The 16,262-nt window shown below is 49.6% G+C and carries 18 protein-coding genes; 9 read left to right on the top strand and 9 right to left on the bottom strand.

The window, feature by feature from the left end:
• The first annotated feature begins 180 nt into the window (after nucleotides 1–180).
• Nucleotides 181–1,383 carry a serine-type D-Ala-D-Ala carboxypeptidase gene (gene dacC / locus SK36_RS13670; protein WP_048222747.1) on the top strand — a complete coding sequence of 401 codons (1,203 nt, stop codon included), beginning with the start codon at nucleotides 181–183 and terminating at the stop codon, nucleotides 1,381–1,383.
• Between the two features lie 45 nt (nucleotides 1,384–1,428).
• Here the strand turns inward: dacC and deoR are convergent, their stop codons facing one another.
• Together deoR and ybjG are read right to left on the bottom strand one after the other, a co-directional pair.
• On the bottom strand, nucleotides 1,429–2,187 hold the full coding sequence (deoR, locus tag SK36_RS13665) for a DNA-binding transcriptional repressor DeoR (RefSeq protein ID WP_045441219.1): 759 nt from the start codon (nucleotides 2,185–2,187) through the stop codon (nucleotides 1,429–1,431).
• A gap of 66 nt (nucleotides 2,188–2,253) precedes the next feature.
• Entirely contained in the window at nucleotides 2,254–2,862 is a 609-nt protein-coding gene (ybjG, locus tag SK36_RS13660) for an undecaprenyl-diphosphate phosphatase (RefSeq protein WP_045441220.1), read from the bottom strand.
• A gap of 319 nt (nucleotides 2,863–3,181) precedes the next feature.
• On the opposite strand from ybjG, the gene SK36_RS13655 reads away from it, so the two are divergent.
• Entirely contained in the window at nucleotides 3,182–4,414 is a 1,233-nt protein-coding gene (locus SK36_RS13655) for an MFS transporter (RefSeq protein ID WP_048221778.1), read from the top strand.
• A gap of 44 nt (nucleotides 4,415–4,458) precedes the next feature.
• On the opposite strand, the gene SK36_RS13650 is transcribed toward SK36_RS13655, so the two are convergent.
• The 3 genes from SK36_RS13650 to SK36_RS13640 form a co-directional block, all read right to left on the bottom strand.
• A complete protein-coding gene (locus tag SK36_RS13650) occupies nucleotides 4,459–4,740 on the bottom strand; it encodes a hypothetical protein (protein ID WP_045449517.1) in 282 nt (93 codons plus the stop codon).
• A gap of 107 nt (nucleotides 4,741–4,847) precedes the next feature.
• Nucleotides 4,848–5,663: a Cof-type HAD-IIB family hydrolase gene (locus SK36_RS13645; RefSeq protein ID WP_045441222.1), complete on the bottom strand. Its 816-nt coding sequence runs from the start codon at nucleotides 5,661–5,663 to the stop codon at nucleotides 4,848–4,850.
• Nucleotides 5,663–6,871: an MFS transporter gene (locus SK36_RS13640; protein WP_048221777.1), complete on the bottom strand. Its 1,209-nt coding sequence runs from the start codon at nucleotides 6,869–6,871 to the stop codon at nucleotides 5,663–5,665. Before SK36_RS13640 ends, SK36_RS13645 begins: the two co-directional genes overlap by 1 nt.
• Nucleotides 6,872–6,956: 85 nt before the next feature.
• On the opposite strand from SK36_RS13640, the gene SK36_RS13635 reads away from it, so the two are divergent.
• Nucleotides 6,957–7,505, top strand: coding sequence for a TetR/AcrR family transcriptional regulator (locus SK36_RS13635; protein ID WP_045441224.1), 549 nt, complete (start codon nucleotides 6,957–6,959; stop codon nucleotides 7,503–7,505).
• 5 nt (nucleotides 7,506–7,510) lie between these two features.
• On the opposite strand, the gene SK36_RS13630 is transcribed toward SK36_RS13635, so the two are convergent.
• Nucleotides 7,511–8,425 carry a LysR family transcriptional regulator gene (locus SK36_RS13630; protein ID WP_045441225.1) on the bottom strand — a complete coding sequence of 305 codons (915 nt, stop codon included), beginning with the start codon at nucleotides 8,423–8,425 and terminating at the stop codon, nucleotides 7,511–7,513.
• Between the two features lie 102 nt (nucleotides 8,426–8,527).
• On the opposite strand from SK36_RS13630, the gene SK36_RS13625 reads away from it, so the two are divergent.
• Nucleotides 8,528–9,442, top strand: a complete 915-nt coding sequence (locus tag SK36_RS13625; protein WP_048221776.1) for a DMT family transporter — start codon at nucleotides 8,528–8,530, stop codon at nucleotides 9,440–9,442.
• 15 nt (nucleotides 9,443–9,457) lie between these two features.
• Here the strand turns inward: SK36_RS13625 and SK36_RS13620 are convergent, their stop codons facing one another.
• Together SK36_RS13620 and SK36_RS13615 are read right to left on the bottom strand one after the other, a co-directional pair.
• Entirely contained in the window at nucleotides 9,458–10,255 is a 798-nt protein-coding gene (locus SK36_RS13620; protein ID WP_048221775.1) for an SDR family NAD(P)-dependent oxidoreductase, read from the bottom strand.
• Between the two features lie 277 nt (nucleotides 10,256–10,532).
• On the bottom strand, nucleotides 10,533–12,218 hold the full coding sequence (locus SK36_RS13615; RefSeq protein WP_045441228.1) for an aspartate:alanine antiporter: 1,686 nt from the start codon (nucleotides 12,216–12,218) through the stop codon (nucleotides 10,533–10,535).
• Nucleotides 12,219–12,488: 270 nt separating this feature from the next.
• Between SK36_RS13615 and SK36_RS13610 the strand changes: the two genes are divergently transcribed.
• Nucleotides 12,489–12,869, top strand: coding sequence for an inner membrane protein YbjM (locus SK36_RS13610; protein ID WP_045441229.1), 381 nt, complete (start codon nucleotides 12,489–12,491; stop codon nucleotides 12,867–12,869).
• Between the two features lie 34 nt (nucleotides 12,870–12,903).
• On the opposite strand, the gene SK36_RS13605 is transcribed toward SK36_RS13610, so the two are convergent.
• A complete protein-coding gene (locus SK36_RS13605; protein ID WP_045441230.1) occupies nucleotides 12,904–13,167 on the bottom strand; it encodes a GrxA family glutaredoxin in 264 nt (87 codons plus the stop codon).
• Between the two features lie 263 nt (nucleotides 13,168–13,430).
• Between SK36_RS13605 and SK36_RS13600 the strand changes: the two genes are divergently transcribed.
• From SK36_RS13600 to SK36_RS13585, 4 genes are all read left to right on the top strand, one after another.
• Nucleotides 13,431–13,721, top strand: coding sequence for a DUF1418 family protein (locus tag SK36_RS13600; RefSeq protein ID WP_048221774.1), 291 nt, complete (start codon nucleotides 13,431–13,433; stop codon nucleotides 13,719–13,721).
• A complete protein-coding gene (gene nfsA, locus SK36_RS13595; protein ID WP_045441232.1) occupies nucleotides 13,705–14,427 on the top strand; it encodes a nitroreductase NfsA in 723 nt (240 codons plus the stop codon). The genes SK36_RS13600 and nfsA overlap by 17 nt, the downstream gene beginning before the upstream one ends.
• A gap of 59 nt (nucleotides 14,428–14,486) precedes the next feature.
• The gene (rimK, locus tag SK36_RS13590) at nucleotides 14,487–15,389 is read left to right on the top strand and encodes a 30S ribosomal protein S6--L-glutamate ligase (protein WP_045441233.1); all 903 of its coding nucleotides are present in this window, start codon (nucleotides 14,487–14,489) and stop codon (nucleotides 15,387–15,389) included.
• A gap of 90 nt (nucleotides 15,390–15,479) precedes the next feature.
• A complete protein-coding gene (locus tag SK36_RS13585; RefSeq protein ID WP_045441234.1) occupies nucleotides 15,480–15,956 on the top strand; it encodes a type III secretion system chaperone family protein in 477 nt (158 codons plus the stop codon).
• Nucleotides 15,957–16,262 lie beyond the last annotated feature (306 nt).

The raw sequence follows: 16,262 nt of genomic DNA, 5'->3' as shown, positions 1-16,262 counted from the left end.
TAAACTTTAAAAACTTTACCAACTTACGGTTTCTTTAAGCTCGTTAGTGCGTTATTACTCACCGCACTTATTTTACACGTCATCCATCAGGCCTCTTCTGCGTTGGTTGGGCCGATGCAGTTTGTGTAAACACGGTGTGTTATGACGTGGTTTTTTGGAATGGATACTCGGGTGGCATTTATGACGCAATACTTCTCTTCCCTTCGCAGCCTGGCTGCAGGTTCAGCACTCTTATTCCTTTTTGCACCAACCGCACAGGCGGTGGAGCAACCAACGGCCCCGCCGAGCGTGGATGCGCGGGCGTGGATCTTAATGGATTACGCCAGCGGCAAGGTTCTGGCGGAAGGCAATGCTGACGAGAAACTGGACCCAGCCAGTCTGACTAAAATTATGACCAGCTATGTGGTTGGTCAGGCGCTGAAGGCGGGGAAAATTAACCTGACTGACATGGTGACCGTGGGGAAAGATGCCTGGGCGACGGGCAACCCGGCCCTGCGTGGATCTTCGGTGATGTTCCTGAAGCCTGGCGATCAGGTAGCGGTGTCCGATCTGAATAAAGGCATTATCATCCAGTCCGGTAATGATGCCTGTATCGCTCTGGCAGATTACGTGGCCGGTAGTCAGGAATCCTTTATTGGTTTGATGAACGGTTACGCGCAAAAACTGGGACTGACCAACACCACTTTCCAGACGGTACATGGTCTGGATGCGCCAGGGCAGTTCAGTACCGCGCGTGATATGGCGTTGCTGGGCAAAGCGTTAATCCACGATGTGCCAGAAGAGTACGCCATCCATAAAGAGAAAGAGTTTACCTTCAATAAAATTCGTCAACCGAACCGCAACCGCCTGTTGTGGAGCACCAACCTGAATGTTGATGGTATGAAAACGGGTACCACTACAGGTGCAGGATATAACCTGGTGGCCTCCGCAACGCAAGGTGATATGCGCCTGATCTCCGTGGTGTTAGGGGCGAAAACCGATCGTATTCGTTTCAATGAGTCAGAAAAACTGCTCACGTGGGGCTTTCGTTTCTTTGAAACCGTTACACCGATCAAGCCGGATGCAACTTTCGTGACCCAGCGCGTCTGGTTTGGTGATAAGAGTGAAGTCAATCTGGGGGCTGGAGAAGGCGGATCTGTGACTATCCCACGTGGTCAGCTTAAAAACCTGAAGGCCAGCTTTACTCTGACTGAACCGCAATTAACCGCTCCGTTGAAGAAAGGCCAGGTTGTCGGAACTATCGACTTCCAGCTTAACGGGAAATCTATTGAACAGCGTCCGTTGATGGTGATGGAAGCGGTTGAAGAGGGCGGATTCTTTAGCCGGATGTGGGACTTTGTGATGATGAAGTTCCACCAGTGGTTTGGTGGCTGGTTCTCTTAATTTCAGTCATTGCCGGATGGCGTTATCGCTGTCCGGCAAACCCCATCAATACATCAGCTTAATATGCTGTGCTTTAGCGTAATTAACAAATTCATCGTCAGGACGGTTATCACTGATGATGGTATTAAAGCGTTTTAATTCTCCCATCCGTGCGGGACGCACCTTGCCAAATTTACTGTGATCTACCACCAGAACGTGATATTGCGCCATCGACATCGCCCAATGTTTAACCGGTAACTCTTCCAGGTTAAAACAGGTCGCGCCCTTGTCAATATGAACGCCAGCGGCGGAGTAAAAGGCAATATCCGGGCACAGGTTATTCAGTGTTTCCTGGAAATCGAGTGGTTTGAAAATCGCATTGCTGGCATGGAATTCACCCCCACACAGGATGACGCGACACTGTGGTTTTTCCTGTAGTGCCAGAAACGTATTCAGCGAGTAACAGATAGCTGTGAAGGGCAGTTCATTATCTATCGCTTCGATGATCCACGGCGTAGTTGTACCGCAGTCAAAAAAAATTGTCTGATGCGCCTGAACGAGGCTTGCAGCCTGCTGCGCGGCGCGCCGTTTTTCATCCACCAGGCGGGATTTTTGGTCGCTGATTAGGTAGTGGCTGGCGCTACGGGGTTCCAGAACAATATAACCCCCAAGCAATACCACAGGGGCATTGTTATTGTTCAGATCGCGACGGATGGTCATCTCAGATACGCCCAACAGCGTCGCGGCTTCTTTAAGGTGTAATTTATCGCTGCGTTTCAGTGCCTGCAGCAATTGACCAATACGCTCGTCGCGTCGTGTTTCCATATTTCCCCTGATGAGTAGAGTATGCGATCAGTATCGCGCGCCTAATACTACTCTTTTTACCAAGGGTTAGTCACGCACCCAGCCCTTACGGATGGGCAGGGCGAAGCAGGTGCGATAGCACGCTTGCAAACCGTTATACAGAGGGTCGCCAAATCGTTGCCAGATCATCTGTGCACTCAGGCAGCCGATCAGGCCTGCCAGCAATCCGCCCAGCATATCCAGCGGCCAGTGTACGCCGAGGTAAACCCGCGACCAGGCAATTGCGACAGCGATGACCATCAACAGTGCGCCAGACCAGAGGCGATGCCAGAACAAAAACGCCAGCGCAAAGGTAAAAATGACCGTACCGTGATCGCTTGGGAAAGAGTCATCAGGCGCATGGTGCAGGAAGTTGTAACCGATATGGTTAACGAACGGACGATCGTGCGGGAACAGATGGCCCATCAGCCACGAAATGGTTAAACCGACGATCAGCGCGATCGCCATTTTTATAACCAACTGACGCTGAATGATAACACGGCTACGCGGGCCCCAAAGCCAGAGTACAACGGCTAATATCGGTACGATATTGATCAGATCTTTGGCGATAAAAATGGCAAGCGAGATCGCCCACTGCGCAGAGTCTGGCGTGGCGTTGATCAGGTAAAAAAGCGAGTTATTCAGATTTTCCAGCATAACATCCAGACTCAGTACAGTGTTTAAAAAAAGGGCGAGCAATGCGCCTCATATCCGTATCAGACAGATCATAAAATCGCGGCCACCTGAGAAAAAGTGGTTTTGTCTTATTTATCTGTTAAATGAAGAGTTTTAATACAGCTATTGAGATTTAATCACCATGATAACGACTTCAACTTAAATTAACCTTAACGCGGGAGGATATTGTGAAAACGAGTGTAAAAATGTGCGCATTTTGCTTTCAATTCACATAATTCACTATCACCAGTTCGGCGCATTTATTACACTTTGCGCGTTTTTTCATTTGTTAAGAGACTGCATGCAGAACCGTTTATCTTCAGGCGCCCGTTTGGGGCGTCAGGCATTACTTTTCCCTCTCTGTCTGGTGCTTTACGAATTCTCTACTTATATCGGTAACGATATGATCCAGCCCGGAATGTTGGCAGTAGTGGAGCAATATCAGGCTGGATTAGATTGGGTTCCAACTTCCATGACTGCTTATCTGGCTGGTGGCATGTTTTTGCAATGGCTGCTTGGGCCGCTGTCGGATCGCATAGGCCGTCGCCCGGTGATGTTAACCGGTGTTGTCTGGTTCATTATTACCTGCCTGGCGACGCTGTTTGCGCAGAATATTGAGCAATTTACCTTCCTGCGTTTTTTGCAAGGGATCAGCCTGTGCTTTATTGGCGCGGTGGGCTATGCCGCAATTCAGGAATCCTTTGAAGAGGCGGTCTGTATTAAAATTACCGCACTCATGGCGAATGTGGCGCTGATTGCACCTTTGTTGGGGCCGTTAGTCGGAGCCGCCTGGGTGCATGTTCTTCCGTGGGAAGGGATGTTTGTTCTGTTTGCGGCACTGGCGGCCATCGCCTTTTTTGGCTTACAGCGCGCGATGCCTGAAACGGCAACCCGGCTGGGTGAAAAGCTATCCATTAAAGAGCTTGGCAAAGATTACAAACTGGTGCTTAAAAACGTGCGTTTTGTCGCCGGAGCACTGGCGCTGGGCTTTGTCAGCCTGCCGTTACTGGCCTGGATTGCGCAGTCCCCGATTATCATTATTAGTGGTGAACATCTCAGCAGCTATGAATATGGTCTGTTACAGGTGCCGATTTTTGGTGCGCTGATTGCCGGGAATCTGGTGCTGGCTCGTCTGACGTCGCGGCGCACAGTACGATCGCTGATTATTCTGGGCGGTTGGCCAGTTGCTGTGGGGTTGATTATCGCTGCGGCAGCCACGGTGGTTTCTTCCCATGCTTATCTGTGGATGACGGCAGGTTTGAGTATTTATGCTTTTGGTATAGGTGTGGCGAATGCAGGTCTGGTGCGCCTGACACTGTTTGCCAGCGAAATGAGCAAAGGGACTGTTTCAGCCGCAATGGGCATGCTACAGATGCTGATTTTTACCGTCGGTATTGAGTTGAGCAAACATGCGTATCTGATCGGTGGAAACGGCTTGTTTAGCCTGTTTAATCTGGCAAGCGGTATAATTTGGCTGGTCCTGATGTTTATCTTCCTGAAGGATAAACGGGTCGGAGATTCCCGGGAAGGATAGGAATTCAATGCCTGATAGTTGTTCGCTATCAGGCATTCAAAGCGTTAGTGATGGTCGTCGATTTGATGTTCGATAATCATCCCTTCGCCAACGCTGGCAACATGACGTGCATAAGGATGCGCACGATAAACGGGAGCAGGTGCGGGGGCCGGTGCAACATAGACCGTTTGCGGTGCGGTCGTGACGCTTACCGCCTGTGGAACACTCACGGAAGAAGGGACCACCACCACTTTATACCCGTCTGGCACATCAACGGTTACGCTCTGCGCCATTGTCGTTCCCGCAACCCCCAGCAACAATGCTGCCATCAGTACACTTTTCTTCATCATCAGTTCACCTGAAATGTTCACTGGAGGTAATTATCCAGCGGGTTAATTTGATGCGGATTATGAAGAGATCATCCCAACGTTTTGTTGCCGTCCGTGCTAAGAGATTATTGTGTAAACGGCGCTTCGTTTTTGAGCACACGATCGATAATATCCAGCACGCCTTCTTCGTTATTTGAACCCGCGCGATATTTTGCCGCCGCGACCACCGTGTCTTTGGCGTTTGCCATCGCAAAACTAAAGCCCGCCTGGCGCAGCATCTCAATATCATTTCCACCATCGCCAAATACCACGACTTCATCGTCGGTAATATTCCAGCGTTTTTGTAGCAGACGCAGACCGTTTGCCTTATGCACTCCTGGAATAATTAAATCAATGCTGCCGTAGCCCGTATGAACCGGAACCATAATATCGCCAATTGCGTTATGGAGGTCCGCCTGAACCTGGGGGATACGATCGTCTGAGATATTCAACCCGAATTTGAAGAATACGTCGTTGATGTTGTCAAAGTTATCTACAAATTCAAGACGATGATAGTACATAGCCGCGACCGATTTTAGTTCATCACTGTATTGCTTCAGTGTGTAGGCGCTGCTTTTCCCGCAGGCAATAATGTCGATGTCCGTTCGCGTCAACAAATGTTCCACGACGACATCAAAATCATCCTTTGCCAGCTCACCGTTAAATACATCTTCCTCTTCGCTGACCACCCAGCCGCCGTTTTCCGCCACAAATGAGATTTCGTGAGCCAGTTCGGGGAAAAAGGAGATTAACTGGTAATACTGGTTACCGCTGGCGACAACAAAGCGGATCCCTTGTTTTTTCATCTGATGATACTGCGCCATGAACCGCTCACGGTTGTAGGTCTTTTGGTCACTTAAAAAAGTACCGTCCATATCTACCGCAATTAACTTGATACCCATTAGCCGTTCTCCATCGCAGTTTGAGTTTTTGAATCTGGTTTGGCGACAGCTTTCGCCACGATAGCCGCTACCAGCACCAGTGCCAGCACGACTAACATTGCGTTGCGTAATCCGTAGTGTTCACCCAGATAGCCCAACAGCGGCGGTCCAACCAGGAAGGCCAGGTAGCCGGTAGTCGCAACCACGCTCACGCGGGTTGGGGCATCGGGACCGGTATCACTGGCCGCCGAAATAGTCAGTGGGAAGCCAAGCGATGCGCCAAGTCCCCACAGGATGACGGAAACGCCCGCTAACCACGAGCTATCAACAAAAATAATCAGGCTAATCCCAAGCGCCCCCATTAGCGCGCTGGCACGCACGACAGCGACGCGGCTGTAACGGTCGATAAACCAGCCGCCAGTGAACCGTCCGACGGTCATTCCCAGCGTAAAACCGGCATAAATCAATGAACCGGATGTCGGGCTAAAGCCATGTCCGTCCACCATCAATAGAGGAAGCCAGTCGTTGGCGGAACCCTCGGCAAAAGCCATTGCCAGAACCACTACGCCGATGAGCAACAACTGGATATCACGGTAAAAAGGTAGCCCCTTTTCGCTCGAATGAGATCCGTCGGTGGCATTTTTGCCCGTGCCGTCAGGAATGGCTTTTATGGCGATGAATATTGGGGTAATCGTGACTACCGCCGCCAGCAGAATATGTACAGTCGCCGGTATGCTAAGGGCGGTAAGAATCATCCCGACGCCGGCACCGGCAAGAGTTCCCAGACTGTAAAAGCCATGCATCATCGGCAGAACGGTTTTGTTCATTTCGCGCTCAACTGCCGCGCCTTCAACGTTAATGGCAACTTCTGCGGCACCAAAGCTGGCACCAAATACGGCCAAACCAAATGCAAAAAACCATGGTGAGTGCAACCATAGCGCCAGGCTGAGGACCATCATTCCTGTGACTGCGCAAGACATGGTGGTGCGAATCACCTTTCGTGTGCCAAATCGTTTCACCAGCCAGGCCGAACATAGAATGCCACTCATCGAACCAATAGAGAGTCCAAACAATACTGCGCCCATTTCCGCAGTGGAAATGGAGAGGATATCTCTGATGGCTGGGGTACGCGTTGCCCAGGAAGCCATTAATAATCCTGGTAAAAAGAAGAATGTGAATAGCGCCCAGGTACGGCGTCTTAGGGCTTTGCGTGATGAGATGCCTGTCATGAATTCGAGCCAAAGAGAAGAGGAAAGAAGACAACATTAGCAAGGTTGTGTACATTTGTACATAAATGTACTCAGAGGAAATACAGTGCGACGCGCGAACGATCCGCAACGGCGGGAAAAAATAGTTCAGGCTACTCTGGAAGCGATAATAACCCATGGTATTCATGCGGTTACACACCGCAAAATCGCAATAATTGCTCAGGTACCCTTGGGTTCTATGACTTATTACTTTTCGGGAATGGATGAGCTTTTAATGGCGGCATTTGGTCGTTTCACTGAAACCATGTCGCAGCAATATCAGGCATTCTTTGATGACGTTTCAAATGCGTCGCAGGCCTGTCATGCCATTACCAGTATGATCTACAGTTCACAGGTCACCACGCCGGACAATATGGAGCTAATGTACCAGCTTTATGCTTTTGCCAGCCGAAAACCAGCACTGAAAATGGTGATGCAAAACTGGATGCTACGCAGTCAGCAAACGTTAGAGCAGTGGTTCGATCCGGCCACGGCTCGGGCTCTGGATGCGTTTATTGAAGGGATGACTCTGCACTTTGTGACGGATAAAACGCCACTGCGTCGAGAAGATATTCTGGTTATGGTTGAACGTATTGCAGGGCTGCCGCAGGCGTGATTTTCTTAAAACGAACTGTCGAGGCGGGTAATCGCCTGACGTAAAAAGTCGATGACTCTCCGGGTTTCTGTTGTCAGCGGTTGATTCGCATTTGTCACGGTCCCGACATCCATATACGTAATAAAATCATCAATCGTTCTGCGCATGACGCGTAATCCGTCCAGCGACCAGGGGCGATATACCAGATCTGATAAAATAGTTATTCCTCTGCCTTTGGCGACCAGGCTGCGTATCGCCTCAAAAGAATTACTGCGAAAACAGATGTCAGGCGCGTAGCCACGCTGTTGCCAGTAGTCTGTGATGACGTCGGGATACTTGTCGGTTTCCAGCAGTAAAAACGGTAGCTTCACGACATCTTTCAGACGGATTGCTGGCTGGCTTTGCAACGGGTGCCCGATTGAGCTCCACAGGCGTCGTTGTGAGCGAATGAAGGTTTCGATTTTCAGGTCAGCGTCGTGGCTGATATTCGAAGTCAGTAGCAGGCAAAAATCAACGTTCTTTTGTCGCAGCGCCTGAACTAACTCTGGCGCTGTATCTTCATGAAAAATGATCTCCAGCAGCGGAAAACGGCGTTCAATGTCATCAAGTATATCCGGGATAAGATAGGCGGAGAGTGTTTCGGCAACCCCAATACGCACCGTACCGCAGAGGAGATCACTCCTGTCATGCAGGGCGTCAACGGCGGCCCGGCTACTGTTGATGATGTTACAGGCATGAGCCAGAAAGCGCTCGCCCTCAGCGGTTAGCTTCACACCTTTGGGATATCGTACAAATAATTGTGCATCTAATGCTTCTTCCAGGTTCCGCATGGCGATGGTCATCGATGACTGAGAGATATGACAACGTGCTGCTGCTTTGGAAATTTGTAATGTTTCGGCGAGCGCGATGTAAAACTCAAGTTGCCTTAGCGTGAATTTCATAGTTTTAATCTATGCACATGGATGAAAACGTTATATTAGCATTCATTCGGACACCGCCGTAGCCTTGTTGTTATACCGTGAATGTAACAAAAAGGCTTATTTATGCCCTATATTTTACTCAGTCTGGCAGCCTGTTTTTGGGGCGGGAATTATGTAATCGGCCACATACTGGTCGCTGACGTTAATCCTGTTGTTTTATCTGCGGTGCGCTGGATAGCTACCGCACTATTATTGATGACGCTTTATTTTCGCCAGGTTACAGAGCAGTGGCCGGCGATGAAAAAAAACATGAGTACTATCGTTTTCCTCGCGTTATGTGGTCAGGTCCTTTTTCCGTTGACCTTGTACATCGGCCTACAATATACGACATCTCTGAATGCGGCGATTTATATGTCGACCACACCAGCAATAGTCCTGCTAATCAATAAACTCTTTTTCAAGGAGAGGATCTCTTTGCGTAATATTGCTGGTGTGATACTCAGTACTGTTGGCGTTATCTGGCTAATATTGCAGGGTAATCTGATGCATCCGGAGGTGTTTAGTCATCTGAACCAGGGCGATATATGGACTATGGGCTCAGCGCTTAGTTGGGCTGTCTACTGTGCTTTTCTGCGAATTAAACCTCGTGAGGTTAAGGGAAATGCATTCGTCGCTGTGAGTGCACTGATAGGCGCAATTGTTCTTCTTCCGGTGCTAGCTATAGAACTGATGCGTGATGGTGTTCCGGACTGGAGTGGTTATGTGAATTCTGCAGTTATTTCCGGGGTCATGTACCTTATTATTTTTCCGTCCTGGCTGTCGTATTTACTCTGGAACAAAGGCATTAGCGCCATCGGGGCCACGCGTGGAGAAATATACTCACACCTGATCCCTTTGAGTGGAGGATTATTTAGCGTGGTATTTTTGCATGTGACGCTACATTCGTATCATCTGGTCAGTGCGCTGGTTATCGTCTTCGGTATTGCGCTCTGTTCACGCCCGGCAGTGCACAGGATAACGGAGCAACATACGGTGTGAGGGGGAAGAGCTACATTAGCTGACGGTGGCGCCACTTGTTACATTCACCACCGTAGCAGTCATTGCACTAGCATGATCTGATGCCAGAAATGTTATAACTTCGGCGATTTGTAACAGAGTGGGCAGGCGCTTGAGCATAGTGCTTTGTGCGGCGCCACCCAGCCATTGTTCCACGGTTAACCCCATTGACTGAGCTTTTGTGGTGAATATTTCCTCTGTGTAAGAGCCGGCCTGTATCGCATCCACAATTGCATGCGATCGCACGCCGAGGACTCGAATATTCTGTGGGCCAAGTTCACTGGCGAGCGCTTTAATAAAGGCTTCGGTTCCCGCGCAGCCAACGATGTGGCCCAGATGTCCTGGCATTGCCATCGGTGCCGCAGGAGCTACGACGGTGATAATACTGCCTGCACGTTCACCGCCCATATACGGAGTGACGGCCTTTGATATATTGAATTGTGCGGAGAGAAAAGGGGTGATGCCACTCATAAACTCAGCCAGAGATAACGCTTCTATTCTTTTGCCCTGTTCGTGTAAAAAGCCAGTTGCGTTTACCACCACGTCAATACCACCGGCTTGCTGAGCCAGTTGCGCAATATGTTGAGTTGTGGACTGTTCGTCAAGTACATCGACGATGAAGATTTCAGCCGTGCCATCGGCCATGCGGATGCTGTCGGCAGCGCAGTCTAGCTTTCCCTTGCTACGTGCACCAAGGAACACATTCGCCCCTTCACGCGCCATAGTGCGTGCAACCGTACTACCGGTCGCGCCACTTCCGCCGAAGATCACTACGTTTTTGCCTGAAAGCAACATTATGAATCTCCATCACCAGAAAGCATCAATCAAAAGTATGTGCCATAAACGGCATGCTGCAAATTGCGCGGATTATGGGGGGAATGTGGTATTTGAGGGGCGGGAGCTGAATTTCAGACAACAAAAAACCCATCAACCTTGAACCAAAACGGCGGGGTTGATGGGCTCCACAAATTGGGGACATCAAAGAAAAGCAGTGGCAATAGTTATGACTGACACCTTGAAGAAAAGTTCTGCTTACCTGCAAAAAATTTTCACTTAAGGATAATTATCAGTCTTAACCGAGGCCTGGCCAGACAATGACAATAAGTGTCCCTGCCAGCGTCAGCAGGACGTTAGCAATTGCATAAGTGCCCGCATAACCTAAGGCCGGAATGTTACTGCGCGCCGTGTCGCTGATGATTTCCATTGCCGGAGCACAGGTACGCGCCCCCATCATGGCCCCAAACAGCAGGGCGCGGTTCATTCGCAATACGTAAGCACCAAACAAGAAGCAGATAACAACCGGAACCAGACTGACAATCAAACCGGCAATCAGCATTTGACCACCCACGGCACCGAGGCCGTTGCCAATACCGCTGCCAGCGCTTAAACCGACGCCTGCCATAAATACCATCAGGCCAAACTCTTTCACCATATTCAGCGCACCCTGCGGAATATAGCCAAACGTAGGATGGTTGGCGCGCAAGAAGCCAAGCATGATCCCGGCGAACAGTAATCCGGCTGCATTCCCAATGCCGAAGCTGAAATTACTGAACTGGAAGGTGATCATCCCGATCATCAGACCGATGATAAAGAAGGCGCAGAAGGCAAGGAGGTCGGTCACCTGACTATGGATTGAAATAAAGCCGATACGATCAGCAATGGTTTTGACACGACGGGCATCACCGCTGACCTGCAATACGTCGCCTTTATTGAGTACAACGTTGTCATCGATTGGCATCTCAATCTGGCTGCGGATCACGCGGTTAAGGAAGCAACCGTGATCGGTTAGTTTCAACTGTGCCAGACGACGGCCGACGGCATTGTGGTTTTTGACAACAATCTCTTCGGTGACGATACGCATATCGAGCAGATCGCGATCGAACACCTCTTTGCCATTACGAAAACTTGGGTCGAGACGGGCATGCGCATCCGGGTAACCCACCAGGGCAATCTCATCACCCATTTGTAGCACTGCGTCACCATCAGGATTCGCCAAAATGCCGTTGCGACGGATGCGTTCAATATAACAACCAGTCTGGCGATAGATGCCCAGCTCACGGAGATTTTTACCGTCAGCCCATGCGACCAGTTCCGGACCGACACGATAGGCCCGAATCACGGGCAGATATACCTTACGGTTAGCGTCAGTGTCCAGACCGCGTTCACGTGCGATTTGTTGTGCGCTGGTTTGCAGATCCTGATGTTGCAGTTTCGGCAGGTAGCGTGCGCCGACGATCAGGCTGACCAGTCCAATAAGATAGGTGAGGGCGTAACCCAGACTCAGATTATCAAGGGCACTTGAAAGCTGAGTACCTGCCATTCCTGAATGCCGCAATGTGTCGCCTGCGCCTACCAGCACAGGTGTAGAGGTCATTGAGCCAGCCAGCATACCGGCTGTCAGGCCGATGTCCCAGCCAAATAGCCGACCCAGCCCCAGGGCGATCAGCATTGCACTACCGACCATTACCAGAGCAAGCATTAGGTAATTTTTACCATCGCGAAAAAAAATGGAAAAAAAGTTGGGACCCGCTTCCACTCCGACACAAAAAATAAACAGCATAAAGCCGAGATTTAATGCATCAGTGTTAATACTAAAGTGCTGCTGCCCTAATAATAGGGAGACTACCAAAACGCCAATGGAATTACCGAGTTGGACTGAGCCCAGACGTAATTTACCCAGACACAGGCCCAGCGCCAGGACCACAAATAATAACAGGATGTAATTCCCATTTAACAAATCTGCGACGTTTATATTCACGGAGGCTAACTTCTTGTTTACTAGTAAGCTATTGAAAGAAATGGCAATTTACGCTAATGTTTTTGCCAGAAATTAAGGGGCGACAGCTTCGTATACAGCCCCAAATAAAAGCAGCATAACAATATATGTGGCTAGTTTAATCTCATTACGTATCAACGGCTATAAGAATCGTGTGGGTGTGTTTTTGGCATGGAATGCCGAGTAACTTTATCTGACTGGACGCCTTTGGGCGAAAAGAGTGTTCGATAGAGAAAAAGTCAGGAGGAACGGTTGAAACATAAGCAAGGTTGGGCGGGTGCGATCTGCTGCTTTGTGCTTTTTATTGTGGTGTGTCTTTCATTAACGCTAAACGTGAAAGGGGCATTTAAAGCGGCTGGACATCCTGAAGTCGGGTTGTTGTTTTTTATATTGCCAGGTGCAGCGGCAAGCTTTTTCTCCCACCGTCGGGAGGTGCTCAGACCTCTTCTTGGTGCAATGTTGGCGGCACCATGTTGCCTGTTGCTGATGCGGTTCGTCTTTATGCCCACGCGTTCGCTGTGGCAAGAACTGGCATGGCTGTTTAGTGCGGTGTTTTGGTGCGCGCTTGGCGCATTGTGTTTTTTATTTATCAGTAGCTTATTTAACCAACATCAACGACGTAAAAAAAACTAACGACGCCCTCCAGCGGAGGGCGTTGAAACACTAATCAGGCGAACAGGTTCGCATTTTCTTTTGCCCACGCTTCAAAATCCGTGCAGCCGCCGATGTGTTTTTGATCGACAAAAATCTGCGGTACGGTTTCAACAGGCTTACCTACCGTTTTTTCCAGATCCGCTTTGGTAATACCTTCAGCGTGGATATCAATGTAGCGGTAGTTAAAATCGTCATGCTCATTGCTCAATTTTTCTGCTAATTCTTTTGCGCGCACGCAATACGGGCACCCTGGGCGACCAAAAATAACAGCAAACATCTCTTTCTCCTCGAACTTATCAGGCCGGATGGCGAATTACCGTTATGATGCCGCGATTTACGATAGATGGAAAGCAGGTTGAGCCTGTTGCTTTGATATCCTTAGTCTATACCCTTTGTCTTTCAGGCTACATTTTGTGGTCTGCATCCGTTCACACCTGCCATAGAGTTATCTATGCTGCTGGAGATCACGGGCTTGCCGCTTCAGTACAACCCGAAATTCATAGTGTATACACTAAGTACCACTTCACCGGGAGGCCACTTATGCGCACAATTGGTGTGTTACCCAGGAGCGTATTGATTCTGGAAATGATTGGTATGGTATTGTTAGCGCTGGCGTTGCTGTCGCTTAACGATTACCTCACCTTACCCGCGCCGTTTAACAGCTCAGTAGCCTGCGTCGTGATGATCTTTTTGGGTGTATTGCTGATGCTTCCTGCGGCGGTGGTGTTGATGTGGCGCATTGCACGACTGCTTGCGCCGCAGTTGATGTCGCGTTCATCCGACGCGACTTCCCATTCAATCAGAGATAAAAGAGATGACTCCAACCATTGATTTAATTCGCGGTCACCGCTCCATTCGCCATTTCACCGACGAGTCGATTTCGGATGCACAACGAGATGCGATTATTGCTGCTGCCCAGGGAACTTCAAGTTCCAGCTTTTTACAATGCAGTACGATAATTCGGATTACCGATAAAACTCTGCGCGAATCGCTGGTTACCTTGTCTGGAGGGCAAAAACATGTCGCCCAGGCTGCTGAGTTCTGGGTGTTTTGCGCTGATTTCAATCGTCATTTACAGATCTGCCCGGATGCTCAGTTAGGGCTGGCGGAACAACTGCTGCTGGGCGTGGTTGATACGGCTATGATGGCGCAAAATGCGCTAACGGCCGCGGAATCGTTGGGACTCGGAGGCGTCTATATTGGTGGCCTGCGCAATAATATTGAGGCAGTCTCCGAGCTCCTGAAACTCCCGCAGCACGTCTTACCGTTGTTTGGTCTTTGTCTCGGCTGGCCTGCCGATAACCCGGACATCAAACCGCGATTGCCTGCTGCAATCGTCGTGCATGAAAATCAGTACCAACCGCTCGATAAGGACATTCTGGCGCAATATGATGAACAGCTCGCGCAGTACTATCTGACCCGTGGCAGTAACACGCGTCGCGATACCTGGAGCGATCACATCCGCCGTACCATCATTAAAGAAAGTCGCCCCTTTATCCTGGAATATTTGCATAAACAAGGTTGGGCGACGCGCTAAAGATTCTAACCCGGTGTATGATACGTCAGCTTTTACCAGGTCTTTCAGAGAGGTGCAGGGTGAAAATTGCCATTTTGTCCCGGGACGGAACGCTCTATTCGTGTAAACGCCTGCGTGAAGCGGCGATGCATCGCGGCCACCTGGTAGAAATTATCGATCCCCTTTCTTGCTATATGAACATTAGCCCGGCGGCTTCTTCTATTCATTATAAGGGCCGCCAGCTACCCCATTTTGACGCAGTCATCCCAAGGATTGGCTCGGCCATTACTTTTTATGGAACTGCTGCGTTACGTCAGTTTGAGATACTGGGCAGCTATCCGCTGAATGAATCGGTAGCAATTACCCGTGCGCGCGATAAGCTGCGTTCGTTACAACTGCTGGCGCGCCAGGGGATAGATCTCCCCATCACCGGGATTGCACACTCGCCGGATGATACCAGCGACATGATTGATATGGTCGGTGGGGCACCGTTGGTGGTGAAGTTGGTCGAAGGCACACAGGGCATCGGTGTAGTGCTGGCCGAAACGCGTCAGGCTGCAGAGAGCGTCGTGGATGCGTTTCGTGGGTTGAACGCTCATATACTGGTTCAGGAATATATTAAAGAAGCGAAAGGCCGCGATATTCGCTGTTTCGTTGTAGGTGACGAGGTTGTGGCCGCCATTGAGCGTCGGGCGAAAGATGGTGATTTTCGTTCTAATCTCCATCGTGGCGGAGTTGCCAGTATTGCAAATATCACGTCTCGCGAAAGGGAGATCGCCATCAAAGCCGCTCAGACAATGGGGCTGGATGTGGCGGGGGTTGATATTCTGCGCGCAGATCGCGGGCCACTGGTCATGGAAGTCAACGCTTCTCCTGGATTGGAAGGCGTGGAGAAAACTACAGGGATAGATATTGCTGCGCGGATGATCCAGTGGATCGAACGTCACGCAACACCTGAATTCTGTCTTAAAATCGGCGGTTAAGCGCAATATCGATTGCGATCGTGGTATGACACGGTCTTTTTGCGTAAGCTGTGCCGGTAATTTTTTCATCGTAAGAGGTCGCACATTATTATGACATCACTGGTCGTTCCCACTCTGGATACGTTGCGTCAATGGCTCGACGACCTGGGCATGAGTTTTTTTGAATGCGATACCTGTCAGGCGCTGCATTTACCACACATGCAGAACTTCGACGGCATCTTTGATGCGAAAATTGATTTGGTAGATAACGTCATTCTGTTCTCTGCAATGGCGGAAGTCAGACCTTCTGCACTGCTGCCGCTTGCGGCCGATCTGTCTGCTATTAATGCCAGTTCGCTGACGGTGAAAGCGTTTTTAGATATGCAGGATGATAATCTGCCAAAGCTGGTGGTTTGCCAGTCTTTATCCGTTATGCCTGGCGTGACTTTCGAGCAGTTTGAATGTTTTGTTCGTCAGAGTGAAGAGCAGATATCGATGGTGATCCTTGAGGCCGGGGCACACCAGCTGTTGTTTAACGCCGAAGAAGATGCGCAAAATAGCAGCACCGAAAACCATTTCCTCCATTAATTCTTTCTTAGCAGTGACACATTTAACGCAGCCGCTGCCATAGCGGTTGCGTATTGCATTTTTTTATTCTGCATTTAACCTTTTATTAAAGAATTATTCACTTCAATTCTTTGCCTTCCGCTTTATGTCATAGACAAAACCTGCATAAAAAATTGATAAAAGACGTTTTTTAATCTGAGCTATATCCTTGAATCCTGGCTAAAGTTATTCTTGCGAGGCTCTTAAACGTCATCCTTCATCTGCCCCTGTGAGCTGACTTATAGCCACTATGCATAGTGAATGATTTCGCGTTGATCAGCGAGCCAT

The organism is Citrobacter sp. MGH106 (genome assembly GCF_001037495.1).
Classification (GTDB): Bacteria; Pseudomonadota; Gammaproteobacteria; order Enterobacterales; family Enterobacteriaceae; genus Citrobacter; species Citrobacter murliniae.
The sequence above is the reverse complement of the archived record's forward strand: the minus strand, read 5'-3'. Positions and strand labels throughout refer to the sequence as shown.

Coding starts and splice junctions, on each gene's coding strand:
- dacC (WP_048222747.1), top strand. CDS start 181: ATGACGCAATACTTCTCTTCCCTTCGCAGCCTGGCTGCAGGTTCAGCA.
- deoR (WP_045441219.1), bottom strand. CDS start 2,187: ATGGAAACACGACGCGACGAGCGTATTGGTCAATTGCTGCAGGCACTG.
- ybjG (WP_045441220.1), bottom strand. CDS start 2,862: ATGCTGGAAAATCTGAATAACTCGCTTTTTTACCTGATCAACGCCACG.
- SK36_RS13655 (WP_048221778.1), top strand. CDS start 3,182: ATGCAGAACCGTTTATCTTCAGGCGCCCGTTTGGGGCGTCAGGCATTA.
- SK36_RS13650 (WP_045449517.1), bottom strand. CDS start 4,740: ATGAAGAAAAGTGTACTGATGGCAGCATTGTTGCTGGGGGTTGCGGGA.
- SK36_RS13645 (WP_045441222.1), bottom strand. CDS start 5,663: ATGGGTATCAAGTTAATTGCGGTAGATATGGACGGTACTTTTTTAAGT.
- SK36_RS13640 (WP_048221777.1), bottom strand. CDS start 6,871: ATGACAGGCATCTCATCACGCAAAGCCCTAAGACGCCGTACCTGGGCG.
- SK36_RS13630 (WP_045441225.1), bottom strand. CDS start 8,425: ATGAAATTCACGCTAAGGCAACTTGAGTTTTACATCGCGCTCGCCGAA.
- SK36_RS13625 (WP_048221776.1), top strand. CDS start 8,528: ATGCCCTATATTTTACTCAGTCTGGCAGCCTGTTTTTGGGGCGGGAAT.
- SK36_RS13620 (WP_048221775.1), bottom strand. CDS start 10,255: ATGTTGCTTTCAGGCAAAAACGTAGTGATCTTCGGCGGAAGTGGCGCG.
- SK36_RS13605 (WP_045441230.1), bottom strand. CDS start 13,167: ATGTTTGCTGTTATTTTTGGTCGCCCAGGGTGCCCGTATTGCGTGCGC.
- SK36_RS13600 (WP_048221774.1), top strand. CDS start 13,431: ATGCGCACAATTGGTGTGTTACCCAGGAGCGTATTGATTCTGGAAATG.
- nfsA (WP_045441232.1), top strand. CDS start 13,705: ATGACTCCAACCATTGATTTAATTCGCGGTCACCGCTCCATTCGCCAT.
- SK36_RS13585 (WP_045441234.1), top strand. CDS start 15,480: ATGACATCACTGGTCGTTCCCACTCTGGATACGTTGCGTCAATGGCTC.